This window comes from Sphingomonas sp. STIS6.2, assembly GCF_000732685.2.
GTDB lineage: Bacteria > Pseudomonadota > Alphaproteobacteria > Sphingomonadales > Sphingomonadaceae > Sphingomonas > Sphingomonas aerolata.
Genome location: NZ_JPDP02000006.1, coordinates 50,287 through 75,119 on the forward strand (window position 1 = coordinate 50,287; position 24,833 = coordinate 75,119).

At 64.5% G+C, this 24,833-nt stretch carries 28 protein-coding genes and 1 pseudogene; 17 read left to right on the forward strand and 12 right to left on the reverse strand.

Features of this window, described 5'->3' with window-relative positions:
- Positions 1-86 precede the first annotated feature (86 nt).
- Entirely contained in the window at positions 87-1,625 is a 1,539-nt protein-coding gene (locus sphst_RS01145) for a M23 family metallopeptidase (RefSeq protein WP_234387248.1), read from the forward strand.
- A gap of 207 nt (positions 1,626-1,832) precedes the next feature.
- Positions 1,833-2,477, forward strand: a complete 645-nt coding sequence (locus sphst_RS01150) for a BLUF domain-containing protein (protein ID WP_159043444.1) — start codon at positions 1,833-1,835, stop codon at positions 2,475-2,477.
- Positions 2,478-2,520: 43 nt separating this feature from the next.
- On the opposite strand, the gene sphst_RS01155 is transcribed toward sphst_RS01150, so the two are convergent.
- The 5 genes and pseudogenes from sphst_RS01155 to sphst_RS01175 all read right to left on the reverse strand — a co-directional run.
- Complete coding sequence (locus tag sphst_RS01155; protein ID WP_107045036.1) at positions 2,521-4,212, reverse strand: ATP-binding protein; 1,692 nt, start codon at positions 4,210-4,212, stop codon at positions 2,521-2,523.
- 96 nt (positions 4,213-4,308) lie between these two features.
- A complete protein-coding gene (locus tag sphst_RS01160; protein ID WP_052149151.1) occupies positions 4,309-5,028 on the reverse strand; it encodes a TIGR02186 family protein in 720 nt (239 codons plus the stop codon).
- 38 nt (positions 5,029-5,066) lie between these two features.
- Complete coding sequence (locus sphst_RS01165) at positions 5,067-5,981, reverse strand: sulfite exporter TauE/SafE family protein (protein ID WP_037529957.1); 915 nt, start codon at positions 5,979-5,981, stop codon at positions 5,067-5,069.
- 43 nt (positions 5,982-6,024) lie between these two features.
- Positions 6,025-7,242 carry a hypothetical protein gene (locus sphst_RS21015; protein WP_234387249.1) on the reverse strand — a complete coding sequence of 406 codons (1,218 nt, stop codon included), beginning with the start codon at positions 7,240-7,242 and terminating at the stop codon, positions 6,025-6,027.
- A pseudogene (locus sphst_RS01175) lies at positions 7,208-7,966 on the reverse strand (glycosyltransferase family 2 protein); the annotation flags it as partial. The gene sphst_RS21015 and the pseudogene sphst_RS01175, both read right to left, overlap by 35 nt.
- A 430-nt stretch (positions 7,967-8,396) precedes the next feature.
- Here sphst_RS01175 and sphst_RS01180 point away from each other — a divergent pair.
- Positions 8,397-8,726 (forward strand): hypothetical protein, encoded by a 330-nt coding sequence (locus sphst_RS01180; RefSeq protein WP_031394107.1) that lies wholly within the window; start codon positions 8,397-8,399, stop codon positions 8,724-8,726.
- 2 nt (positions 8,727-8,728) lie between these two features.
- A complete protein-coding gene (locus sphst_RS01185) occupies positions 8,729-8,968 on the forward strand; it encodes a hypothetical protein (protein ID WP_031394108.1) in 240 nt (79 codons plus the stop codon).
- A 29-nt stretch (positions 8,969-8,997) separates the two neighbouring features.
- Here the strand turns inward: sphst_RS01185 and sphst_RS01190 are convergent, their stop codons facing one another.
- The 7 genes from sphst_RS01190 to sphst_RS01220 all read right to left on the reverse strand — a co-directional run bounded on the left by sphst_RS01190 (position 8,998) and on the right by sphst_RS01220 (position 13,616).
- Positions 8,998-10,578, reverse strand: a complete 1,581-nt coding sequence (locus tag sphst_RS01190; RefSeq protein ID WP_031394109.1) for a recombinase family protein — start codon at positions 10,576-10,578, stop codon at positions 8,998-9,000.
- A 120-nt stretch (positions 10,579-10,698) separates the two neighbouring features.
- Positions 10,699-11,232 carry a hypothetical protein gene (locus sphst_RS01195; protein ID WP_031394110.1) on the reverse strand — a complete coding sequence of 178 codons (534 nt, stop codon included), beginning with the start codon at positions 11,230-11,232 and terminating at the stop codon, positions 10,699-10,701.
- Entirely contained in the window at positions 11,229-11,630 is a 402-nt protein-coding gene (locus tag sphst_RS01200; protein ID WP_159043445.1) for a hypothetical protein, read from the reverse strand. The genes sphst_RS01195 and sphst_RS01200 overlap by 4 nt, the downstream gene beginning before the upstream one ends.
- Complete coding sequence (locus sphst_RS01205) at positions 11,630-11,944, reverse strand: hypothetical protein (RefSeq protein WP_159043446.1); 315 nt, start codon at positions 11,942-11,944, stop codon at positions 11,630-11,632. The genes sphst_RS01200 and sphst_RS01205 overlap by 1 nt, the downstream gene beginning before the upstream one ends.
- Entirely contained in the window at positions 11,941-12,342 is a 402-nt protein-coding gene (locus sphst_RS01210) for a hypothetical protein (protein WP_031394113.1), read from the reverse strand. The genes sphst_RS01205 and sphst_RS01210 overlap by 4 nt, the downstream gene beginning before the upstream one ends.
- On the reverse strand, positions 12,342-12,716 hold the full coding sequence (locus sphst_RS01215; protein WP_031394114.1) for a hypothetical protein: 375 nt from the start codon (positions 12,714-12,716) through the stop codon (positions 12,342-12,344). Before sphst_RS01215 ends, sphst_RS01210 begins: the two co-directional genes overlap by 1 nt.
- Positions 12,717-12,806: 90 nt before the next feature.
- A complete protein-coding gene (locus tag sphst_RS01220) occupies positions 12,807-13,616 on the reverse strand; it encodes a S24 family peptidase (protein WP_031394115.1) in 810 nt (269 codons plus the stop codon).
- A 2-nt stretch (positions 13,617-13,618) separates the two neighbouring features.
- On the opposite strand from sphst_RS01220, the gene sphst_RS01225 reads away from it, so the two are divergent.
- The 13 genes from sphst_RS01225 (at position 13,619) to sphst_RS01285 (ending at position 24,832) form a co-directional block, all read left to right on the forward strand.
- On the forward strand, positions 13,619-13,864 hold the full coding sequence (locus tag sphst_RS01225) for a hypothetical protein (protein ID WP_031394116.1): 246 nt from the start codon (positions 13,619-13,621) through the stop codon (positions 13,862-13,864).
- Positions 13,861-14,334, forward strand: coding sequence for a hypothetical protein (locus sphst_RS20155; RefSeq protein ID WP_031394117.1), 474 nt, complete (start codon positions 13,861-13,863; stop codon positions 14,332-14,334). Before sphst_RS01225 ends, sphst_RS20155 begins: the two co-directional genes overlap by 4 nt.
- The gene (locus sphst_RS01235; RefSeq protein ID WP_031394118.1) at positions 14,331-14,630 is read left to right on the forward strand and encodes a hypothetical protein; all 300 of its coding nucleotides are present in this window, start codon (positions 14,331-14,333) and stop codon (positions 14,628-14,630) included. Before sphst_RS20155 ends, sphst_RS01235 begins: the two co-directional genes overlap by 4 nt.
- A complete protein-coding gene (locus tag sphst_RS01240; RefSeq protein ID WP_031394119.1) occupies positions 14,627-15,199 on the forward strand; it encodes a hypothetical protein in 573 nt (190 codons plus the stop codon). Before sphst_RS01235 ends, sphst_RS01240 begins: the two co-directional genes overlap by 4 nt.
- 56 nt (positions 15,200-15,255) lie before the next feature.
- On the forward strand, positions 15,256-15,954 hold the full coding sequence (locus tag sphst_RS01245) for a hypothetical protein (protein WP_081877553.1): 699 nt from the start codon (positions 15,256-15,258) through the stop codon (positions 15,952-15,954).
- Between the two features lie 233 nt (positions 15,955-16,187).
- Positions 16,188-16,433 (forward strand): DUF2312 domain-containing protein, encoded by a 246-nt coding sequence (locus sphst_RS01250; protein WP_031394121.1) that lies wholly within the window; start codon positions 16,188-16,190, stop codon positions 16,431-16,433.
- Positions 16,433-16,918 (forward strand): single-stranded DNA-binding protein, encoded by a 486-nt coding sequence (gene ssb, locus sphst_RS01255; protein ID WP_031394122.1) that lies wholly within the window; start codon positions 16,433-16,435, stop codon positions 16,916-16,918. The genes sphst_RS01250 and ssb overlap by 1 nt, the downstream gene beginning before the upstream one ends.
- Before the next feature lie 140 nt (positions 16,919-17,058).
- Positions 17,059-19,818, forward strand: coding sequence for a phage/plasmid primase, P4 family (locus sphst_RS01260; protein ID WP_234387250.1), 2,760 nt, complete (start codon positions 17,059-17,061; stop codon positions 19,816-19,818).
- A 286-nt stretch (positions 19,819-20,104) separates the two neighbouring features.
- On the forward strand, positions 20,105-20,587 hold the full coding sequence (locus sphst_RS01265) for a hypothetical protein (protein WP_043156851.1): 483 nt from the start codon (positions 20,105-20,107) through the stop codon (positions 20,585-20,587).
- 164 nt (positions 20,588-20,751) lie between these two features.
- Complete coding sequence (locus sphst_RS01270; protein WP_031394125.1) at positions 20,752-21,108, forward strand: HNH endonuclease; 357 nt, start codon at positions 20,752-20,754, stop codon at positions 21,106-21,108.
- Between the two features lie 78 nt (positions 21,109-21,186).
- The gene (locus sphst_RS01275; RefSeq protein ID WP_031394126.1) at positions 21,187-21,666 is read left to right on the forward strand and encodes a hypothetical protein; all 480 of its coding nucleotides are present in this window, start codon (positions 21,187-21,189) and stop codon (positions 21,664-21,666) included.
- Positions 21,667-21,677: 11 nt separating this feature from the next.
- Positions 21,678-23,447 carry a terminase large subunit gene (locus sphst_RS01280; protein WP_031394127.1) on the forward strand — a complete coding sequence of 590 codons (1,770 nt, stop codon included), beginning with the start codon at positions 21,678-21,680 and terminating at the stop codon, positions 23,445-23,447.
- On the forward strand, positions 23,447-24,832 hold the full coding sequence (locus sphst_RS01285; RefSeq protein ID WP_107045040.1) for a phage portal protein: 1,386 nt from the start codon (positions 23,447-23,449) through the stop codon (positions 24,830-24,832). The genes sphst_RS01280 and sphst_RS01285 overlap by 1 nt, the downstream gene beginning before the upstream one ends.
- Position 24,833 lies beyond the last annotated feature (1 nt).

Here is a 24,833-nt window from a genome sequence, read left to right on the forward strand (position 1 = left end):
GGACCCTTGCTGCACAGGACTCCGACCCGCGCCGGGGGGAACGGCGAGCCTGGCCGGAAATGTGCGCCAGGAATTTGGGCCACGAGGTGCGCGACGTGTATCTAGGGACGGAGCAGGAACTGGGGCTGGCAGGCGGCATCGACGCCCGAGGTTTCGGGCGCGCCGCCGCCACCGGTTCCGACGCAATTCCCCGGGGCGTCACGCGGTTGCACGACGCCGCAGCACGGATCGACTGGGTGCCCGATCTGGGCAGCGCGATCGGTAGTGCGACGTGGTGGCGCGGCCTCGCGACCTGCACCGCGCTGTGTGCGGCAACCGTCATGCTCGCCCCCGGCTTTCGTCCGCTGACCGGCAGCGTCCCCGCACCGCTGGCCGGTTCGGCACGCGAGCAGGCGCGGGCACTGGCGATCGCGCCGCTCGGCCAGGGCGCGGATACGGGGCGGCGGATGGCGGCGAACGACCTTGTCGTACCGCTCGCGCAGGCCCCCGAACGGCCAAGCGTCGACCTTGCCGCGACACTGGGTCAGGGCGATGCGTTCGACCGGGTCTTGATCCGCGCGGGCGTCAGCCGGCGTGACGCCAGTGCTGCATCGGCGCTGATCGCGCAGACGGTCGATCCCGGCGCGATCCCGGCGGGCACGCGGATCGCGCTGACGCTGGGCCGGCGCGCGGATCGCACGGTAGCCCGCCCACTCGAATCGCTCGCGGTGCGCGCACGGTTCGACCTCGACGTATCACTGCACCGCACCGCAGCGGGTCTGGCGATGACGCGCGCGGCGATCGCGGTCGATCGCACCCCGCTGCGGATCCAGGGGCTCGCCGGATCGAGCCTCTACCGGTCGATGCGCGCCGCCGGTGTCCCCGCCAAGGCGGTCGAGACCTATATCAAGGCGATCGCGACGCGGCTGTCGATCGGTCGCGACGTCAGCGCGACGGACCGTTTCGACCTGATCGTTGCCCGCGAACGCGCCGCGACCGGCGAAACGCGGATCGGCGCGCTGCTGTTCGCCGGGATCGACCAGGGACGGCGCACGCTGCAACTCGTCCGCTTCGCACCGGCCGCTGCGACCAACAACCAGTCGGATCTCGCCACTGCAGAGGGCGAAGACGCCGGTCGCGGCGGCTGGTTCGATGCCAATGGCCAGACCGAACGCCGCGCCGTGTCGGGCATGCCGGTGATCGGCCGCATCACGTCCGGTTTCGGCCTGCGCGTGCATCCGCTGCTCGGCTTCACGCGGATGCACAAGGGACTCGACATCGGGGCGCCGAGGGGCGCGCCAATCCATGCGATGACCGACGGGGTGGTGAGCTTCGCGGGCCGGACCGGCGGCTATGGCAATTTCGTCAAGCTCGTCCACGGCGGCGGTCTGGCGAGCGGCTATGGCCATATGAGCCGGATCGCGGTCGCATCGGGCACGCGCGTACGCCAGGGCCAGGTCATCGGCTATGTCGGCTCGACCGGTATGTCGACGGGGCCGCATCTCCACTGGGAAGTGTGGAGGAACGGCGGCGCGATCAATCCGCGATCGGTATCGCTGGCGAGCGCGGCACGGCTGTCCGGCCCGGCATTGCGCGCGTTCAAGGCGCGGGTCGCCCGCCTGCTCGCGGTCCGCACCGGCACCTAGCGACGCGCGCCGCGCCGTACGTGTCTGCACCCGGCGTCGAGTCCCCGCAGATGGCCGTACCAACTGCGCGCACTATTGATCGATCATCTTTTCAAATTCTCGCAGACTAGGCCGCTGTCGATCCTGATCACGGATGCGGCGCCCATACTAAAGTCCGGTTCGTAGTTCTACGATATTACAGTGCTGTCATGCACCATGCTAGGCGAGATGCACCATCGCTTTACCGGATATGTGACGATCATGCAGACAGGGCTCTCCTCGACCGCGACCGGACGGCTGATCTCGATCCAGGGCTATGTTCCGGGACGCGCGATGCGCCGCGAGCAGGACTGGGCCCTGCGCGGTGCCAGCCGACCGCAACCGCGCCCGACACCCGTCACCGCGATCCGGCCCGCCCGCGCGACGCCCGTGCCGGCCTTGCGGACGGTGCTGTATCTGAGCAAGATCAAGCCCGATATCGCGATGGATCAGCGCGCGCTGATGGACATCGTCAACGATTCCCGCGCGCGCAACGCGCAGGCCGGCATCACCGGTGCGCTGATCATCACCGATCTGCACTTCGTCCAGCTGGTCGAGGGACCGGATCCGGCGATCTCCAATCTGCTCGCGCGGCTGAGCGCCGACCGGCGCCATAGCGACGTGACGATCATCACGGACATGATCGGCCTCGACCGGGGGTTCCGGCGCTTTTCACTGGCCTATTCGGGTCCCGACACGTTCGTCGACCAGCAGCTCATCCCGATGCTCGCCACCCCGAACGGGCCCGGCAAGCCGGAGATCGCATGCCGCCTGATCAACCGGCTGCGGCTGATGGCGGACAACGAGATCACCGAAACCGACTACGCCGCCTAGGCGCCGCCGCGAGTAGCACCCGCCACGACGACCGACAGCCGGCTCACTTGCCCTGCGCGCGCCATTTCAGGATCGTCCGGTCGATGATCTGCTCCTCGCCGCCGACATCGCGCCACAGCGCCGAGAAGAGCGGATCGCTCGAGGCGGGGCGGCGCGTGTCCTCGAGATCGTCGAACGCGACGCGGATCGGGATCGTCACGCCCTCCCCGCAGATAATGGCCTCGCGATTGCGCAGCGCGGGGATGGATTCGAGAAAGCCGCGTGCGCCCTCGGGCATCGCCGCGCGGACAAAGGCCTGATCGCGTTCGTTGTTGAGCCGCATCGCGACGATCGTCCCGCACTGCGACAGGACGCCTTCCGCCAGATCGGACGGGCGCTGCGTGATCAACCCGAGCGAAACGCCGTATTTGCGACCCTCTTTGGCGATCCGTCCGAGGATCCGCCCGACCGAGCTCTCCGCCTGACGATCGTTCGGGATATAGCGATGCGCCTCCTCGCAGACGAGCAGGATCGGTCGCTGCGGCTCGTTGCGCGACCAGATCGCGAAGTCGAACGTCATCCGTGCGAGCATCGCGACGACGACCGCGGTGATGTCCGACGGCACGCCCGACACGTCGATGATCGAGATCGGCCGGCCGTCGCCCGGCAGGCGGAAGATACGCTGGAGAAACGCCGCCATCGTGTCCGCGACGAGCATCCCCGAGAACATGAAGCCATAGCGCGGATCCGCCTTGATCTCGTCGATCTTGCCCTTGAGCCGCAAATAGGGGCTGGTGTCGCCGGCGCGGTCCATCTTGCCCATCTCAAGGCTGATGATGCCGGTCAGGTCGCTGAGCAGATAGGGGATCGGCGCGTCGACCGTCAGCTTGGCGATCGCCTGGCCGAGCCGGCTCTTCGCGCGGGCGGCGAGCAGGCATTTGGCGAGGATGTCTGCATCGAACTGGCGCTGTTCCCCGGTGCTGGTCAGGAAGACCTCGCAATGCTCTTCGAAATTCATCAGCCAATAGGGCATTTGCAGGTTCGAGACGTCGTGGATCGCGCCGTTCGTGCCAAAGGCCGCGGCATATTCGCCATGCGGGTCGATCATCACGATATGCCCCTGCGGCGCAAGGTCGCAAATCCGGTGCAGGATCAGCGCGGCAGCGGTCGACTTGCCCGTGCCGGTCGAGCCGACGAGCGCGAAATGCTTGCCCAGCATCGCATCGACATACAGCGCGGCGGGAACGTCGGCGGTCGGATAGACGGTGCCGATCGCGATGTTCGCGCGGTCCTCGGCGGCATAGACCTCGCGCAGGTCGCGCGTCGTGACCGCGAACACCTCGCAGCCCGGCATGGGATAGCGCGTCACGCCGCGGCGGAATCCGTACAACGCGCCAGTCGCCCGGTCCTCGTCCCCCTCGCCAAGGAAATCGATCTCGCCCGCGATGACGCTGCCCATCGCCGCCTCGAGCGCGAGCGAGCGGACATTGGCGATGATCCATGACGTGCCGACCCGGATCTTGACCTGGCTGCCGACCTGGCCGGCGGCGGCGAGCACCGCGTCGGGGTGCGCGAGCAGCGGCGCGATCGCGGCCCGATCGAGCAGGACCCGGCTGCTGGCACCGGCAATCGCGGATATGACGCCGATCGGGGCGTCAGCCTGTCCCCCCGGTGATGCGTCCGGCCCCGCGCCGTCCACGATCGCCGCGGCGGCAATCGCCCGCTGGAACAGATGGGCGGCGGGCATGTCGGTCATAGGCGGTCGGTCCTCGATCCTCCGGCTTTTGCCAGATGTCCGCATCCATGCCGCGCACGGGTAAAGAATGCGTGAGCGCCCGCGCGCGTGCTGGCCTCAGACCCGGCGTGCGATCCAGCCGGCCGCCCAGCCGAGAAAGATCGAGAGAAAGACCGCGACCAAGCCATAGGCGATCGCCGACCGGTCGGCCGCGCGCGCGACGAAACGTTCGAACCCCGATTTGCGGATGTCGATGTCGCGCACCGCCGCGGCCAGCACGCGGCCATCGCGGATCAGGAAGGTTTCCGCGGTGAAGCGCCCGACCGGTACGCGCGCGGGCACCGACACCCGCGCACGGTACAGCACGTCATCAGTGATCTCGACCGCGCCCGGCGCCTCGTAATACAGCCCGGCACGCCGTTTCAGGTCGACCAGGCCGCGCTGGAATCGGTCCTGCGTCGGAATCGGCGCGCTCGAGGCGGGCGACAATTGCAGGCTGTCGAGGCCGAGTTCGTAGATCGCCCGGGTGCGGTCGTCGACCAGCCGCCCGATCGGCTTGGACGAGGCGATCGCATAGAAACTGGGCGCGGACCGATAGCGCAGCCGCGACGTGTTGACCCAGATGCCGGCGACCTTCTCCTTCTCGCGCATCACGATCGACTGGGTCGGCCCCTTAACGACGACGACGATGTCGGTGGGACTCTCGCCGCTCGGCAGGCGCCCGCCGGGATAGAGGATCGCGCCGAACAGCAGCAGTTCGGCGCCGGTGAAGCTGTAGGCGATTTCGATATTGCGCTGCGACACGTCGGGGACGAGCACCGGCTTGGCCTGTGCCATCAGCAGCGGCGCGAGCAGGAGAAGCGGCGCGCCCGGCTTCACGACAGCGTGACCGAGAAGATCTCCTCGGGCCGCCACACCAGCCCGAGCACGATCCGCGCGCCGACAAGCAGGACCATCACGGCGAGCCCGAGACGGAGATATTCGGGGCGGAATTTGGTCGCGAACCGCGCACCGATCTGCGCACCGACGACCGATCCGATCAGCAGCAGCCCGGCCAGCACGATGTCGACCGCCTTGGTCGTCGTCGCATGCACCATCGTCGCCACCGCGGTGACGAACAGCGTCTGGAACAGCGAGGTCCCGACCACCACCGACGTCGCCATGCCGAGCAGGTAGATCATCGCCGGTACCAGGATGAACCCGCCGCCGATCCCCAGCAACATGGTCAGGATCCCGGTCGAAAAGCCGAGCAGCAGCGGCGCCAGCGGCGAGATATACAGGCCCGAGGCGTAGAAGCGGGTCCGCAGCGGCAGCGCGGCGACCAGCGGGTGATGGCGTCGCTTGCGCGGCTTGGCGGGGCGGCCGGTCCGGGCGCGGCGGATCGTCCCGATCGATTCGCTCGCCATCATGCCGCCGATCGAGCCGAGCATCACGACATAGACGATCGCGATCACGGTATCGATCTGGCCGCTCTGCTGGAGCAGCCGGAACAGCCAGGCGCCGAAGAACGCGCCCAATATGCCGCCTGCGACGAGGACGCCGCCCATCTTCACATCGACGCCGTTGCGGCGGAAATGCGCGAACACGCCCGACACGCTCGCCCCCGTGACCTGGCTGGCAGACGAGGCGGCGGCGACGGTCGGCGGGATGCCATAGACGATCAGCAGCGGCGTCGTCAGAAAGCCGCCGCCGACCCCGAACATCCCCGACAGGAGCCCGACACCGCCGCCGAGCAGGATGATGACGAGCGCATTGACCGACAGGTTTGCGATGGGAAGATACAGGTCCACGCGCGTCGTTATACGCAAACCGGCCGCGGGGGCTAGCGGCCGGCTAGAAGTCGCTGCCGACCGAGAGTGCGGGACCCGAGCCGGGGCGGGCGGTGCCGGCGATACGCTGGCGCCAGTCGAGCGCGAGACGGACCGATCGTCGGCCGAGCGGCGCTGCTAGGCCGAGCGACGGACCGATATCTCCCCGTGTCGCCCCCCGCTGAGCGCTCACCCATGCGCCGACCCCCGCGTCGAGGCGGAGCCTGCCGCGTTCCGCGACGCCGTGCGTCAGGCGCGCACCGGCGTCGACGAACCCTTCGACGCCGTCGCGCATGATCGCCCCTGCCTGACCATAGGTCTCGATGCGCGCACCAGGTGCGATCTCGGCGGGGCCGTAGCCCGCGATCACGCCGACCGTCGGGCCGCCGCGGCCCCCGTCGAGGACGAAGCGCTGTTCGGCGATCAGGCGGACGGGCCAGCGGGTCGGCCGCCATTCGATGCCGAGGGCCGCCTCGCGTCCGCGCCCCTCGAGCGGCGCCGCGAGCCGCGCGGTCAGCCCGAGCCGCCGCGATGGGTCGATTCCGTAGACGGCCCGCACCCCCGCCTGCGATGCGCCCAATTGCCCCCCCGATACCGTACCCGACGCGCCACCGCGCGCGAGCAGCCAGCCGCTGACGCTCAGCGGCGCGTGCGAAGTTGCACGGGTCGCGCCGATCGCGGCCGGACCGAGCGGCGGGAGCATCGCGATCCGGCCCTGCCGGTCAAGCGCAAGGTCGGGCTGGACGTCCATCCCGAATGTGGCGTCACGGTCTGCGGGCCTCATGCGAACGTAGGCAGCGCGCGCAGGCCGTTTTAGGATGACCGCAGCAAGCATCGGCGCGGCGCGGGCATGACCGGGCGACGCGCGGGGACCGTGCCCGATGGCCCCGTAAGGCGGTTGCGGCGGCGTGACACGCCGGTCGGGGCGGTGGGCCGCGGCAGCAGTGATGTTCGCATCGGCGGTGGCGCGACGATGGTCGGTAGCGGCGATACCGACGGCGCGGGCTGCGGGCGAAGCTTGCCGACCGTGCCGCGTGCCCGCCACGACAGTAGGACGCTGCAGGCTGCCAGATCCGCCGGGCGTCAGCACTCCCGCGGCATAGGGTGACAGCACCAGGATCCGCATCGCGACCCATCCGCCGAGCGCGGCGGCGAGAAACCGCAGCGGCCGCCCGCCCTTCACCCGTAGCGCAGCGTGCGCGTCCCGCTCACCCTCCCGACGATCGGAGATCGGGAAATTCATGCCGGGTCTTGTCCCAGACCAGCGCCGCGCCGCGGAGCATCGCAATATAGCGGACCACGGCGCGCGGCGCGGCGATCAGGCTGATGACATTGCCGACGACGAAGCGGGGCAGCGACCAGAATGCCTCGGCCAAGCCGTAGATGCGCGCGGTGAAGGCCATCCGCATGCCGAGCCGCCACACGAGAAGCCCGATATTCGCCCCCGCCAGCCAGACGACCGGCATCGCCGGCCAGCCCTGCGCGGCGGGGACCATCGCATGAACCAGGAACGTCAGGATCCAGGCGGTCAGCCCGACATAGGCGGCGGCCAGCACGACCATGCTGAGCGGCGCCCGCCGGTCGCGCATCCGCATCCAGTGGTCGGCCAGCGCCTGCGGACGAGCCCAGCCGGTCCGGTCCCAGCCGGCCAGCGCGATCCCGGTCATCCAGCGCGCCTTTTGCCGGACGGCGGCGTCGAAGGTCGCCGGGAAGAACGCCCGCACCGCGATCAGCGCGCCCGCATCGTCGACGATGCGGGCAAACCGTCCGGCCCCGCCGAGCTGGGCGATCCGCAGCCCGAGCTCATAATCCTCGGTCAGGCTGGACGCGTCGAACGGATCGCCGTCGCGGGTCGCCGCCACGGTATCGAGGATCGCGGTGGACATCGCACACCCCGTCCCCGCGAGCGGCATCCCCGCACCGAGCGCGGTACGGATGACCAGCTGCTTCATATGCGCTTCGCCTAACTGCGCGTTACCACAACTAGCGTGCTAACAGCCCTTCGTAGCCTGCTATGCGAGGCAGCTCTTTCCGAGCGCTACCGTTAAAAGCATGGCTAAATCGTCCTACTTTTAAATTTGCTAGGCGTTTTACGTTTTCGTGCGTATTACACCTCGGACTGCGCTGTCCCAAGGGATCAGCGCTTTTCTTGTGCAACGGGTTACATCGCCTATATCATAGGCAGTTGTTAATTCGATGAAGGTAGGAGGTGCAGATGGTCTGGAATGTCGTACAGCTTGTGCCCATGCGCTCCATCCGGGCTCGCGCCATCACGACGCGTGATCGCATGCCGGGTTTTCGCTGCGCATAATCGCGGCTGCACAATGAACAAACATCGCCGTGCTTCACCCTCTTGAGGAAAGAGGTGTGTTTTTGCGCGTGCGCAGGAGAACAAATATGACCGACAACATCGTCAAGTTGGACTACAACGGGCTGACTAAGCTTGTTCGTGACACAAACGTGACCGTTGCACATACCGATGCGGATGCGCGCGTGTTTACCGTGTTCACGGAAAGCGAGCCGCTGTTCTGCTATGACGCGAATTCGATCGATGAGGTTCGTTCGCTAGTGATCGATACTTTCAGATCTTATGCAAAGCACTTCCATGACGTGGACGGCTTTGAAGTCGACTTTCGCATTGTGGGCGCGGAAACCGAAGAAAAGCTGCCAATCGAGCGTGTCCTTTCAGCGCAAAACCTTGAGCCTGTGTTCGCTGAGGCTGCCTGATAGTGCCGTGGGTCCGCCTCGCCCCTGACCGGCTCTTTGTGCTATCGCTCTTTAACATTGAGCTTCTTCATGAGGAAGAACACTTTCTGTGGTACGATATGCCGGGAAAGGGTAAAATGCGTGTGCAGAAAAAATCGCCGCGCATTTGGTTCGAGAGCACGGCGGACGCGCATCAGGCAGGGGGGCAGGGAATTCTGCTGACCGGCGCTGGAGCGGGCGACAAGGCGGTCCCAAAAGAATGAGAAAAGGCCCGGTTAACGCCGGGCCTTTTTTATGCGCGCTGCCGCGTAGCGATGGCCAGCACCTGGTCGATCCGACGATGCACGACGAGGTCGACGCCGCGCAGCTTGTCAGCCTTAGGCAGCAGTTCGACGCGGTCGATCATGCTCCTGATCTGCGGGATCGCTTCTAGATGGGCGTCGGGTTCCATCAGCAGCCTTTCGAGATCGTCCATCTCGCGACGGTAGCTATCGGCAAGGCCGGGGTGAAGCGTAAGCACCGGCAACGCGTCCATAGACGCTAGAGCGCGCTTGATTCGGTCGTGATCGTCGCGCGCGGCCGTCATTGCCGCGCGAATCTGCGGAAAGCTGGATCCACCCTCACTCAGGGCAGCGACCAGCCTGTCGAGCTTGCGCCCGGCTTCGGCCAGCTGGCGTTCGGCGCGATCACGATCGCGGCCTAGCTTCTTGCTCTCGCGCGCATGTTCAAGGTGATACTCCCGCACGAATGCGGCCACGACGTCGGGCGCAAGCATTTGACCCTTAAGATCCGCCAGCACGCGGGCCTCGTAGACATGGCCTAAAATCAGCCGCGTATTGGTGCAGGCTTTCTCGTGCGCCCTTGCACATCCCCAGCGCCGGGCGCCGGCCTTGCCGTTGTTCCCGGTGATGATCCAGTTTCCGCCACAGACGCCGCAAAAGCCTAAGCCTGACAGAACGTGCTTGGGCCGGCGATGCTTCTCGGGCCGGTCGCCGGTGTTCTGCTCCAGCCTCAGCTGAACGGCGCTCCATAACACGTCGTCAATGATTCGCAGCGCTGGCACGGCGCCGACCGATACCGGGTCCACGGCCGGGCGTATGGTCTGCTTGCGCGTGGTCGGCGACTGAACGCCGATCGTTCGGCCGTACACGAGCTCACCGACGTACAAACGGTTCCGAAGGATGCCGGTACCGAGGGCTGCATTGCCGAGTAGGGTTCCCGCCCGCCAGAACCCCCGCCGCGGTGGAAGCACTCCCTCCATGTTTAGCCCCTGCGATATGGCCATGGCACTGCGTCCCGCCGCGAATTCTACGAATATGCGGCGCACGATCGCGGCCTCGTCGGCATCGATCTCGCGCAACCCACGGACAAGCTCGCCGCGATCGTCCAGCTTTGGAGTTCGCTGGTATCCGAACGCGACCGAACTTGGCGATCGGCCGCTGGTCGCGACGCCGCGGTGACCGCGGCGAACGCGCGCGGCGAGATCTTCGCGCATGCGCGAGTCCATCAGGCTCTTGATGGTGCCGGTCAGTTCGTCGACCTCGCCATCGAGCAAGGTGAACAGCCGACAGCCGACGAAGCGCAGCCGCTCGCGAATGCCAAACGCATCACCCTGATGCCGCGCTATGCGGTCGGTCGACTCTGTGAAGATCTGATCGATCCCGCCAGCCTCAGCGCGCGCGAGCATGGCATGCAGACCTGGGCGCTGTTCGGCGCCGACGCCGGCAGCGCCGCTGATAGCATAATCGGTGAACACGTCGACGATCGGCCAGCCCTCGCGCTCGGAGCGGGCGCGGAGAAGCGAGATTTGATCCTCGATCGACCGGGCGTTTTGTAGCTGACTACTATAGCGGGCGTAGAGGAGGGTTCGCACCAATTCTGTCCTTGCGAGCAGCTGCTATGTCACGCTTTACCGCGAGACGTGCAAGCGCCTTCGCCAGTTCGATCAGTTCCGGCGGCGATGATGACCGCTGAAGGGGGATCGAAACGTGTTTCACGCGGCGGCACGCTCCGCAACATAGCCCATGCCTTGCAGCTGCTGATTGACCATTGTGATGAAGCGTCGGCTTTCGTAGCGCGGACGCTCCTGCCACCATAGCATCGCCTCAATCGCGGCCGCGTAGCTCTCCCAGCGCAAATACGGCAGCACGCGCAGCGACCTCGTGTCGTGCGAATCGTGGATCGTCCAAAGCTCGTTGAGCGATAGGGCATCTACGGACGGGCCATACTCATTAGCCATCGCTGCCCGGGCCTGATCACGTCGCTTTTCGGCCCCGGCTAGCACGGCCTTTAGGTCTGCGATCTTCTCCGCGTCGGTCGTTCGATCGACCGGGGGTAGCTCCATGGCCGCATATGCTTTCCAGTCGACGGCGATAGCGGTCGAAATGCGCAGCCTGTTTGCGGCCGCCTCCCTAGTCAGCTTTCCCGCGTCTACGAGCCCGGGATCGCCTTCCGCACGGTTCCTCCGGACGTCTTCGGCGACCAACGCCATTTCGGCGTCAGCGTAGATGAACCGGGGGCGCATCATTGTGGCCCCTGATCAAATCTGTTGACTGCAAACCCGAGCCAGAACGGGCCTATCATCAATGCTATCCCGCGCGTGCTGCCAGTGATCAACTCCGCGCCGATCGCGAAAAACGTCGGTGCAAAGCCAAGGACGACGCCGCCTGCGTGATTGCGTGTCGCGCGAAAGAACGTGCGCACCGACCACTTGATCTGTGCGTCCATACTTACGACGACATGCCGCGGTGACTTGCCGCCCGCATTGCGGGCTGCTTCCCGCACGATGGCGGCGAGCCAAACCCTTCCGTCTTCGTGCATTTCGTCCCATGCGCAAGCGGCGTAGGTGGAGATGACGGGAGGGCTGTCCACGATCTGCCGAGCAGCATCCATCTCTGCGATCGTCGGGTGGATGAATGGAGACATCATGCCGCTCCTTGGAATGCAGCGCGTGCGCGCTTGAATTGACCGATGGTCAGTGTGGAGCCGTCGTCGAACTCCGGGTCCCAGCGAAGCGACACGCCGTCGCTGTCGTGCTGGGCGTGCCAGTCGGCGAGACGCCGACCGTGGTCGTCGTCGATCCGGGCGGTTGCGAAGGGCTTAATTGCCTCCGCGAGTTCGCACGCCAGCCTGAAGCAATCCTGCATCGAGCGGGGAGCGACAGCGAGAAACGTCTTGTGGTCGGGGGCACCAAGTCGACGCGCGACCAGATCCATGGTCGCCATAGACGGCACGATCATGGGCAGCCTCCTGCACGCGCGAGTGTCAGGACTGGACGGATCTCTTCGCTGTCGCCCAGATCGAGCTGCCAGCCGCGCTGATAGCCGTGCTCCGTGGCCCAGGCGGCAAAGACGGCGTTCAGCCGGCGCGAGAGATCCGCGCAGGCGTCCTCGTCCCAATGCAGCGGCCCGCCCTCGCCGTCCTCGCCGAAGTTCTGTTCGTTAAGCGTGTCGAAGTGATCGATGACGGGCGCGACGTTGGGCTCGAACACATTGAGGTCGTTCTCGAAGGGCTTGCCTTCGGCGATCCAGAATCGGGGGCCGTGCCGTTCCCTGCCCTTCCCGATAGCAGCGTCGCGCGTTTCCGATGGACCAAACCAGAATTCCGACGCCGCGGCTGGTGCATGATACCAAGGCATCAGAACCGCCCGGCAATGTAGGCGACCGCAAGGCCGAACAGGATCCACGCGCAAAAGCTGGCCGCGGTCACGCCGATCGCGAACAACAAGCGTCGCTGGCGGCTCGACTGCCCGTCGCGGGCAAGCAGCGGCAAATCAGGCCGGGGCTTGCCTTGGATCGCGCGCAAGCGTGCGACGCGCTGTGCCAGATCGTTCGGTTCTTTCCGTTCGATCGCAAAGACATTGTCAAACGCAGCAAACGGCCGTGCGGCAATCTGGCGGCGCAGGGTCTGTGGTGTCCCGGCAAAGGCCGGTGCGGGATTACCAAGAACCGCGAGAAAACATGCGAAGGAGCACGGCTGGTCAGCCTGCCCGGGTTTGGTGTCGAGGCGCATTTGCAACTCCCATCGGGCGGGGTGCCCTGATGGAAGCTAGATGCGTTAGATCAATCTAACAGTCAACTATCGTGTTAGATTAAACTATCTTCAAAAATAGTTGGCCCGCACCACGTGTATGTGAGCGACACGTTTCCTCTCAACGCGAAAAACCGTGGACGGGTTATGCTGTCGAAGTTCGACGAACGTCGATGTGAACCGAACCAGCTCCTTAATCAGCACCATCTTGATCCGTTCACCGTCGTTGCCGTCGTCCCCGCGCAGCTGGACGATGACGTCGTCGCCGATCGATACTGTGGCTTTAGGATTCACGGATACCCGTTCGCCAGGCTTGAACCGTGGCGCCATAGAGTCGCCTATGATCCTAAGCGCGTATGCCCTCGGATCGTTTGCAAGAGCGATAGGACGGGCAACTCGGTCAATCACCTCGTCCATATGCAGTTCGGTTAGCTCAATATCGCTGTCCAGATCGCCAAACTCACCTCCCATCGCCGTTCCACGAACTTCCAAATCGGGTAACCTTTCGCCGTGGAACACAGATCGTGCCGAGCCGGGGATGGACTCAACCTCGGACAAAACAGTGCCGGCAATCCGAGCCTTTTCCCGGTCATAATCAGCCATCGTTTTGCCGATCACCGCTAGCAGCTTGCGCAGCGTTTCTTCGCCCGGATTCCCATGGCCGCGAAGGTCGTTAAAATAATTGCGGGCCAGCTTTGCCTCCGAGGCCCAGCGACCCAAGGCGAGGTCGTCGGGCTTCAGCGCAAGCAAAGCGGCGTAAGTTGGCGGGTCGTTGTCAGGTTTTGGCATGTGAGAATTTTCTAACATTGCCGCTCGTGCGGCAACGATAGAAGCATCTAACAAATACGGTTGACCGTTAGACAAATCTAACGCATTCATCATGCATGATTGTCCCGTCGCATGCACAGCTGATCGCGTCGATCGATGCGTTCCTCAACCGCCATCCCGAGATCGGTGAAGCGAAGTTCGGCCGTTCTGCCACTGGAGAGCCCGGTCTGCTGCAACGGCTTCGTGCGGGTAGCTCTCCCACGCTGCGCGTGATGACGAAGATCAGCGAATTTATGGCCGCTGCCGATGGTTCGATTGAAATGAGTGATGTCGTCCATAACGAAATGGATACGGTACAGTGAGCGCTCCTGTCCGCCCGCCTGTTGCGCTCCTGACGGAAGAGGACGCCCGCGAGATCTTGTCGCGGCCGCTCCGCGCGCTTTGTTCTGACCACGGCCCAACCCGTGTCGCCAAAGCACTGGGCGGCATTGATGAAAAGACCGTGCGCAACGCCCGCGACGAGCGTTCAATGCTATGTCTCGACACCGCTGCGAACCTGCTGTCGCTCGATCCGCACGCCCTGGACGGCTTCCTTGCCCATTTTGGTCGGCGTTCCGTTCCTGCCGATGCGGTCTGCGATACCGATGCGTTGCCAGCGATGACGGGCGCCGTTCACAAGCTGGTCGTTGCTGCGGCCTCGTCATCGGACGGTGGTGCGGCACTGACCCGCATCGAATTGCTTGAAGCCAAGCCGGATATTCGCGCGGCTTTTGACGCGCTCGGCGCCCTGCTCGGCCGAATTGACCGCATCGAACGAGGGGTTGCAGCATGAAAAAGGGACTTCTGCGGCTCGGCGTCGCCGTGCCGAACGAGGGCGCGCGACGTCTTGCCCATTGGATCCAGCACCAGCCGGTCGGCGCTTTGAGTAAGCTCATGCGCAAGACAGGTATCGGGCAGATCTCGATGGAGCGCATGATGTCGGGCGACGTCGTGCCCGATGCGCCGCTCGCCTATCAGATCTTCGCAGCCACGCGCTGCGCCGTACCTATCAACGCTTGGGACGCGAAGCCCGAGGGCGGCTGGTTCGATCGAGTTGCACAGCGCGAGCATGAGCGGAGGGCTGCGTGATCGCGATGGCAACTATGCAGATGCTCGCTGCCCATGACGAGGCTCCTGGCGTTGTCGCCAGTCCGACCCGGATCGACGCGTGGATGGAAGTCGCCAAGCATGGCGACGTCTTCACGTATGCCACCCGGCTATGCCTGCCCGTGAATTCGGCCGGGGCGAAGCGCATGCGCGACCTCGCAGCGCTCGGGCTGGTCGTGCTTACGCGTCCGCGATCAAACATCGATCCGACCGTGTTCAACTATCGAGCGCAACGGACTGGCAAGCCGACGCCGCTGACGCGGCCGGTGCGGACCGTGTTGACCGCGCCGTCTGCCAAGCTGGTCGACGACGAGGCCGCAATCGTCGACGCATTGCTCCCGGTGCTGGAGCGGTTCGCATCGCATGCCCGCCCCTGCCCGACCGACAAGCAACTGGCTGACAAAGCGCGGCTGACCGAGGACGCGGTGAAAGCCGGACTTGAGGCGATGGTCGCCGCTCACCTGATCAAAGTGCTCGGCTGCGCGGCGCCAACGTATCGGCGTGTCGTCATTCTCGGCACCGGCGCAATCACGGGATTTGCGAAGTCATGACGATGAACATCGACCGCGCCGCGAAGCCCAGCGCGCATCAAGGGCGCCGCTGAGTCATGGCCCACGCTAAAATCAACGTGGCGCGCATGTACGACTGGATCGAGCGCAACATCGAGCACAATACTGCTCTGCCGACCGATGCGCAGATCATGGAGCGGTTCGGCTTCGACAGCCCAGAAAGTGCGCGCACTTTGCTTGCCGAGTTGGCTGACGCCGGTCGGATCACGATCAAGGGCTATGGCGAGACACGTATAATAACGCTGGGGCGGACGAAGGCGACGCTTACGCCCGCACCGCGCCCGGTGCCGACTGCGAAAAGGCCAGATCCGGTGATTGACGCGGGCGTCGCCAAGATTGCGGCGATCGTCGCGCGTGGCGGCAATGCCGGATCGGCGCGCGCTGCGCAGGCTGCCGATGCGCTCAAGACCGTCCGGACGAAACCTGCGCCTTCCAAAGCTCCTGCGGTCAATCCGACGCCGAAGGCGTCGGTTGCCACGCTCCCGACTAAGGTAGCCGTTCCCTTGAAAAAGCCTGTCCCGAGTACCCCGCCCATCGAAACGGCGACGAATCCAACGTCAGACTCTGCGCCGACGCTCGATGGCCTGTTCCAAATGATCCGGCAGCACGTCCAGCGTGCCGGCCACCACCAGTCCAGCGAACTCGCGGCAGCTGTGGCGCGCGCTGGCGCTGCGGAAGCCCGGGCCGATGCGGCGGAGGCGGCGCTTGCACGGATCAAGGCGGCACTCGCGTCGTGAGGCTGAAGCTCGACACACAAGTGGAGCTTGCTGTGCAGCAGCTGCTGGACGGCCGCGAAGAAGAGGTAACGGTCGAGGTCGTCCTCGATGGTCTGCCCTCGCACATCAGGTCCGCTGCACCCTCTCGTAAAGCCATCGTCCGTGCGGTCATGGCCGCAGGATGGAAGGCTGGCCGCACGCGCGCTGGCACGGTCATCTATCGCCGGCCGGACGCACCCGAGGGCGACGATCCAATTCCCGAGGGCGACAACATCGCGGCCGATGAACTCCGCCTGCTCGTCGAGCGCGCCGAGCGTCTCGAAGAAGAGAAGAAGGGCATCGCCGACGACATCAAGGATGTCATGGCCGAAGCCAAGGGGCGTGGATACGACCCGAAAGCCATCCGCAAGATACTCTCCATCCGCAAAAAGAAGAAGGAAGAGTATGAGGAAGAGGAAGCCATCCTCGAAGTCTACCTGCAAGCACTGGGGATGATCTGATGAGCAGCGTGAACAAGGTTATCCTCGTCGGGCACCTGGGCAGGGACCCGGAGCCCCGGACGTTTCCGAACGGTGGCGAGATCGTCAACATGAGTCTCGCGACGTCCGAACGCTGGAAGGATCGCACGTCTGGTGATCAGAAAGAGCGGACCGAATGGCACAACCTCGTGATCGTGAACGAGGGGCTGGTGAAGATCGCCAAGCAGTATTTGCGGAAGGGCTCCAAGGTCTACATCGAAGGCACCCTGCGCACGCGTAAATGGCAGGACAGCGCCGGCAACGATCGCTGGTCGACCGAGATCGTGCTCGGCACATTCAATTCGATGCTGGTGCTGCTCGATCGGCGCGAGGCGGATCCCGGTCGCACCGACTATTCGAGCTACGGCGACACGCGTGGCGGCGCAGCTGGTGGCAACGCCGGTGCCGGCGCTAGCGGCTCGCGCGGTACCTTCACCGACGACCTGGACGACGACGTGCCCTTCTAACGGACGCGCCGTCGCGCCGCTGGCAGACCGGTATCGGTCGTCTGCCTCCAACTCTGCCGGGGGCATGATCTGTGAGCGTTTCCACTTCGTTGCCGTCTCAGCTTGAGTCGGCGCTGTCTTTCGCGCGCCGTGGCTGGCCGGTGTTTCCGTGCTCGGTCAAGAACAAGCGGCCGCTGGTACCGCAGGACCGCGATAGCGACGGCAACCCGATCAAGGGGTCGGGCGGCGTATCTAAGGCGACCTGCGACGAGGATCAGATCCGCGCCTGGTGGCGCAAGTGGCCCAAGGCGATGATCGGCGTCTCGGTCGGCAAGGCCAACCTGATCGTGATCGACTTCGACCCCCGCATTGATAACGCCACCGGTGAAGAATGGACGCTGGAGCAGCTGAAGGCCGATCTCGAAGAACAGATCGGTTGTGCGCTGCCAACCAGCCTTGCGGTTCGCACGCCATCGGGCGGCGTTCACGTCTATTTCGAAATGCCTGAAGGTGAGCCAATCGGCAACCGCGGCAACCTGCCCGATCACATCGATGTCCGCGGTCTCGGCGGCTATACGATCGTGCCGCCCAGCCATTGCGAGGGCGACGGGAAGAACGCGACCGGGACATATCGCTGGCTGCGTGGTGATGCTGACGCGGCGATCGTGCCGATGCCGGTCGAACTGGTCGCCGTGCTGCGGTCGCCCACCGGCAAGCGCAAGGCTGCCGATGCCGGCAAACCGACGTCGGGCTACGTACCGCGCGACGTCTTCCCGGTCGACGTCGATGCGCGTCACAAACGGTACGCCCAGATCGCTCTTCAGGAGGAGATGGACGAACTCGCCGCTACGCCGATCGGCGGTGGTCGCTGGGGTGGCCGTAATCAGGGCATCTATCATGCCGCGCTGAAAATGGGCGGTCTGGTGATGGCGGGCGCGATCGCCGAGAACTTCGTTCGTGCTGGCCTCGAATCGGTCGTGCGGGCCATGCCGCAGAATGACGATCTGGCGGGCGCATTGAGGGCGATCGACAACGGCTTCGCGAATGCAAAGCCCCGCGATCTCGGCGCCGTAGGCGCACAGACCGCACGCGGCCGCGACAGCGGACGGGCAGCATCATCATCGCCATACGCGCCTGAGGTTCCGCCTCTCGATGCCTATGCCGAGGATGTCGGTCAGTTCGAACCCGCGCCCGGACCCGGCGAAGATGGAATTTCCGAGCCCTTCCAAACCGGAACCATCAGCCCCCCGGCACAGGCTGGGGGGTCAGGGGGGCGCATTGCGCCCGCTAAGGACGATGCGCTGGATCGCCAATGCGCGTTGTATCAGGCTACCGACCTGGGGAACGCCGAACGATTTAGGACGCGGCACGCATGGCGCTTTCGCTTCTGCAACGAACTGGGGTGGTTCGTGTGGGACGGGAAGCGCTGGGAGCTGCTGTCCGAGGAAAAGGATAAGATCCCGGGGAAGGTCAGTCTTGCCGTTTTCGATACCGTGCGCTCGATACGCCACGAAGCGGATCTTGTCGCGGCGAGCGGGCTGAAGGAGGATCTGCCTGAGGATGCTACCGACGAGCAGCGCACTGCCGCGCTCGACTTCATCGTCCGCTGGAAGGGCAGCGGCGATAACAAGGTGCCGATCTATTACAGCGACATGCTGCGCGACCACGCCAAATCGAGCGAAGGCTCGCAGCGCCTCGGATGCATAGCCGGCCTCGTCAAATCGTTCGTCGACGTGGCGATTCGCGCAGATGCAATGGACGCCGACCGCATGGCTATCAACCTGCTCAACGGCACGCTGCGACTGACCCAAGAGGGCAAGCGATGGGTGATGGTCGAAGGTGTCCTCAAGCCGATTACGACGGGTGATCGCTGGGGCATGCGAATGGACGATCATCGCCCGGAGGATCTGATCAGCAAGATCGCCAATGTCGTGTTCGATCCGAAGGCACTCTGCCCGGATTACGATACCTTCCTGGCGGTGGTGCAGCCCGACGACAAAATGCGGCGCTTCCTTCACCAGTGGGGCGGTCTGAGCATCACCGGTGACATCAGCGAGCAGAAGCTGGCGTTCTTCCACGGCAAGGGCCGCAACGGTAAATCGACGCTCGTCGACGCGTGGAGTTACATCGCCGGCGACTATGGCGGTTCGGTCGGGATCGAGACGTTCCTCGATCAGGGCCGTGGCCGCAAAGGCGGCGAGGCGACGCCCGATCTGGCGCGCCTGCCCGGCATCCGTTTCCTGCGGACGTCGGAACCCGAAAAGGGGGCGAAGCTTGCTGAGGCGCTGATCAAGCTGATCACGGGCGGCGAACTCATTGACGCGCGGCATCTGAACAAGGGCTTCTTCTCGTTCCTCCCCTCTTTCAAGGTAACGATCTCTGGCAACCACAAACCGAAGATCACCGGTCATGACGACGGGATCTGGCGGCGCGTCATGCTTGTGCCGTGGGACGTGCAGATCGCGAAAGAGGCGGTCGACAAAGCGTTACCGGAGAAACTGAAAAGAGAAGCTTCCGGCATCCTGAATCGGCTGATCGAGGGCCTGTTGGACTGGCGCGCGCACGGGCTGGTCGAGCCTGAAAGCGTGTTGGCCGCTACGGCCAAATACCGCGAGCAGAGCGATCAGCTGGGCCGCTTCCTGGATGAGTGCACCAAGCCGGTCGATGGCGCGCGGTCCAAGTCGTCGACGCTCTTCGAACTGTTCAAGGCATGGTCGAAGGAAACGGGCGCGGCCGAATGGCAGACAGTGGGCTTCTCGAAGGCGATGGAGGATCGCGGTTTCGAGAAGAAAGCGTCGAACGGGATGCAGTGGCTCGACATCGAGATGACGAAATCGCCTGCTGACTATGCCGATACGGATGCTGGGCGTTCGCAATATGCCGGCGATCCCGGACCCTACCCGGACGATATGCCGCTGTAGGCTACATTTGGAAGGGGTTTGCCTTCCAGCTGGAAGTACGATTGGAAGGACGAAAATGGCGGATTTGTGCGGGTTTGGAAGGGGTGGAATGACTTTGCTTGGTCCCCCCGTCATGTGCGCGTGTGTGCGCGCATGCGCACACGAAAGACCCTGAATTATCCTTCCAACCCTTCCAATCTCTCTCACTACTTACTTCAGACAATCATCAAACGGCGGAAATCCGCCGTTTCTGCAAACACAAAGGACCGTTGCAATGGAAGGACCGAGGCATGACACGATCTCTCCGATGGAAGGAGCCGTCCTTCCACAGGGCTTCATGTCGTTCGATGACGTGCAGGACCGGCTGGTCGAGGCGATGCTGACATGCTGGCGCTATCCCGATCGCGAACGCGGCTGGCAGACGCTGCGTTGCGCCTGGCCGGAGATCAGTCGCGATGTCTGGGCTGGCGACTATGACGCGCGCGGTGGTGACGGGACCAGTGGCGACGTCACGCTTCGGCCTGCATCGCAGACGCGCGCTGAGATCGCCGAGATGGACGAAGCCTTCGGCTGGCTCGATGCGGTCGCGCCAAACGATCGCAAGCTGATCGGGCTGGCTATCCGTGAACTGGCGCGCGGGCGTCGGGAGATACCATGGCGCTCGCTTATGCCGCTGTTGGGCATCCGCATGGGGGTCACTGGCGTCCAGATGCGCTATTCGCGCACCATCACTGCCATTTGCCACGCTGTGAACCGCAGAAACCCTAGTGTTGGTGTGTCAACCGGCTGAAAGTGCGTAGCGGCAACATTCTTTTGTGGTCCTATCGCATCAAAACCACCTATTTATTGACACGCTGGGTTGGGCCTTCGGGTTCAACGTAGCATCCCTACCGGTTCCCTCGAAGGGCGGCGCGACCTCGGTCTCGCCGCCCTTCGCTGTTTAGGTGCAAGCGCATGGGCCGACTGAAGAGCCTGCCCCCGCGTTTGTCCGCGCCTGCCTCCCGGCTGACGTACCTGCCGGGTGATCGTCAGGCGTTCGATCGGGATCGAGATCGGCAGGGCTGGCGCAGGTGGTACAAGACGGCGCGGTGGCAGAAGCTGCGCATGTCGGTGCTCGTCCGCGATATGTTCACCTGCCAGATGGCGGGATGCGGCAAGGTCGAGGGCGACACGTCGCAACTGGTCGCTGATCATCGTCGTGCGCACCGCGGTGACGAACGGCTGTTCTGGGATGAAGGCAACCTCCAGTGCCTGTGCAAGCCGTGCCACGACAGCACGAAGCAGCGGCAGGAGCGGCGCGGCCTCGCCTGATCCGAGGGAAGGGGGGGGTCGAAAGTCGCCAAGGGCGCCGGCCGCTAGACCGCTATCGTTCTCATTTGGAGGTTTTTTTTGGCCGCAGCGAAGTTTTCGGAGGTCGACCTATTTGGCGACGCCGTTCTTCCGGCCAAGGAAGGCCGTGGGCGGCCCGAACATTCGTGGTCCGCTGCGAACTCCAACAAGGTGCTGTTGGCATTCGTGCGCGGTCTGACGGTCAAACAGGCGGCAACGGCAATCGGGGTGTCGGTCCCCACTTTGCGCAAGCATTATTCTTCCGAGCTTGCACAACGGGAAGCTGCCGCCATCCGCTATGAGATGGTCCAGTTCAGCCGGCTCAATGAGCTGGCGAAGTCCGGCAGCGTGGCGGCTGAGAAGGAATTGGCCCGCCGCCTGGAGAAGGCACGCCTCGACGACCTGTCGGATCGCGTATCGAACCACGCCCGTCCGCCCCGCGTGAAGCCGCGCGGCAAAAAGGAAGAGGCGTTGGAGGATGCGCAGAACGTTCGTGGGTTGTATGAACCGCCTGCCCCGCCGCCCGGCTTGCTCAATTGAGCAGTCTAATCTTGCCACCGCCGCTCTGGACGACGGCATGCCCTGACTGGGAAAGGCGCATCGTCGAGCGAGAAACGCTCGTGCCATTCGCGCCGTTGTTCCCAGCTGAGGCTGAAGCGGCGCTCGACATCTTCAAGTCGCTCCGCATGGTCGACGTGGCTGGCCAGCCGACGTTCGGCGAGGCATGCGAACAGTTCGTCTTCGACCTCGTCGGGGCGATCTTCGGGGCCTACGACGCGAACGCCGGACAGCGGTTGATCGAAGAATTCCTGCTGTTGATCAGCAAGAAGAACGGTAAGTCGACGATCGCCGCAGGCATCATGCTCACCGCGCTCATTCGCAACTGGCGGCATGACGCGGCGCTAAGCATCCTTGCGCCTACGCAGAAGGTTGCTGCGAACAGTTTTGGCCCGGCCGCTGCCATGGTGCGGATCGACCCGAAGCTGAAGAAGCTGCTGCACGTCGTCGACAACCAGCGGATGATCAAGCACCGGGTCACCGGCGCCGAACTCCGCGTGATCGCGGCCGACACCGGCACGGTGGGCGGCAGCAAGGCCGGGTTCGTGCTCGTCGACGAGCTATGGATCTTCGGCAAGCAGAACAACGCGGAGTCGATGCTCGAAGAGGGCACCGGTGGCCTTGCGTCGCGGCCCGAAGGCTTCGTCATCTACCTGACGACGCATAGCGACGAGAGGCCCCGCGGCGTCTTCAAGGATAAGCTCGACTATTTTCGCGGGATCCGTGACGGGAAGATCGAGGATCCGCGCAGCTTCGGAATGCTCTACGAGTGGCCCGAGGCGATGCGCGATGACGAGTCCTATCTCGATCCTGCCAATTACTACGTCACGAACCCCAACCTGGGCCGGTCGCAGTCGGTCGGTTTCATCCAGCGCAAAATCCAGCAGGTCAAAGAGGGCCGGGGTGAGGACGGGGATACCTCGCTGCAAATCGTGCTGGCGAAGTATCTTAACGTCGAGATCGGTCAGCGGCTCTCTCGCGATCGTTGGCAGGGTGCCGAGTTCTGGCCGCGCTGCGCGGTACCGGCGCTCTCGCTCCACGACCTTATCGCCCGTAGCGAGGTCATCGTTGCGGGCGTCGATGGTGGCGGTTTGGACGATCTTCTGGGCCTGTGCCTGATCGGCCGGGAGAAGGGCAGCAAGCGCTGGCTGATCTGGTGTCATGCGTGGGCATGGTCGATCGTATGGAAACGTCGGCCTGATATCGTCACCATCCTCGACGAGCTTGTCGCCGAGGGCACGTTAACCCGGTGCGAGATGCCCGACGAAGCCGACCTTGGCCTGATTGGCGAGGGCGACGACGAGACCGAGGAAGAAGACCTTAGCGCCGATGTTGAAGGTGTCGTCGCCGTTCTCGTGGCGGTGCGTGACGCTGGTCTGCTGCCTGACCGTGATGCTGTCGGGCTTGATCCCGCCGGGGTCGCGGCGATCGTCGACAAACTTGCGAGCGAGGGTTTCGAGGACGCGCAGATGAAGGCGATCCAGCAAGGCTGGCGCCTCACCAGCGTGATCAAGGGGCTTGCGCGCAAGTGCGCAGCGCGGACCGTCCGGCATGGCGGATCGAAGCTGATGACGTGGTGCATCGGCAACGTGAAGCAGGAGCCGCGCGGCACGAGCGGCGTGGCGATCACGAAGCAGTCGGCCAGTGCCAAGATCGACCCGTTCGCGGCCATGATGTCGGCCGCGACGCTCATGATACTTAATCCGGAAGCTATAGGAGGCGACGGCGTGGACGACTTTATTGCCGCGCTGAAAGCGGCCTGATGAGTAGCTGGCTTTCGACCGCCTGGTCGTATGTGACGGGTGCGTCATCCGCGTATATCTCGGACGGCGAATCCGCGAAGTTGAGCGGCGCACCGGAAGACGAGCCGACGCGCATCAAGATCGAGCTAGGACGCGATCTTGGCGGAGGCTCGGTCAACGCGCAGACCACATTAGGGTTGTCGACGGCATGGGCCTGCATTGGGTTAAAGTCCGAACTGGTCGGTTCGATGGGCTGCGGCGTGTACAGCAAGAGCCCGACCGGCGGGCGTGTATCGCGTGATGATCACTGGCTTTATGATCTCCTGCATGAGTCGCCGAACGCGGATCAGACGCCGTTCGACTTCTGGGCCGGGCAGACGGCATCGATCGACCTGTGGGGCAACAGCTACGCGCTGATCGAGCGGCTAGGTCAGCGCGTCACGTCGCTGTTGCGGGTCCACCCGGCTCAGATGGAGCCATTCCGCAAAGACGGCGTGAAGATGTACCGGTACCGGGATCGTGGCCGGACCGAGGATTTGCCTGCCGAGAAGGTGTTCCACATCAAGGGCATGAACTTCGGCGGTGACGTTGGCCTGTCGGCGGTCGAATTCGGGCGCAGGACGATCGGTGCCGCCCTGGCAGCGAACCGGGTCGCCAACTCGGCATTCTCGAACGGCCTTCAGGTCTCGGGTTTCATGGAGACCGGCGCCGCAAAGCTGACGCCCGAGCAGCGCCGCGATCTGGTCGATATCTTTGGCGAATTCACCGGCGGCGACATGGCGGGCAAGGTCCTGCCGCTGGAGAAGGATTTCAAATTCGTCCCGCTGACCATGAAGCCCGCCGATGCGCAGCTGCTGGAAAGCCGTCGCTGGGACGTCGAGGAAATGTGTCGCTGGTTCGGTATGCTGCCGGTCCTCATCGGTCACGCCGCGCAAGGGCAGACGATGTGGGGATCCGGCATCGAGCAGCTGCTGCTCGGCTGGCAGACGCTGCGCCTCAACCCGCTGTTGCGCCGCATCGAGCAGGAAACGCGCAAGCAGCTGCTGCCGGTCGCCGAACGCCGCAAGGTGTATCCCGAGTTCAATCGTGAGGCCGGACTGGCGGCGGACAGCGCTGCCCGTGCCGCCCTCTATTCAGCCTTCGGGCAGAATGGCGTGATGGACCGCAACGAGATGCGGTCGCGCGAGAACCTTGATCATCGTCCAGGCGGCGAGTTCCTCACGGTGCAATCCAATCTCGTCCGGCTCGATCAGCTGGGCGCGGGCGGCGGGAGTTCGTCCGAGCAGCAGCTGCGATCGGCGCTGTTCGGCATGCTTGGCGTCCAGGGCGGCGATCTGGAGTCGCTGATCGCGGCTAAGGTCAATTTGATGCTGGGTCAGATCAGCGGCCCGCAAGTGGAGAGCTGAC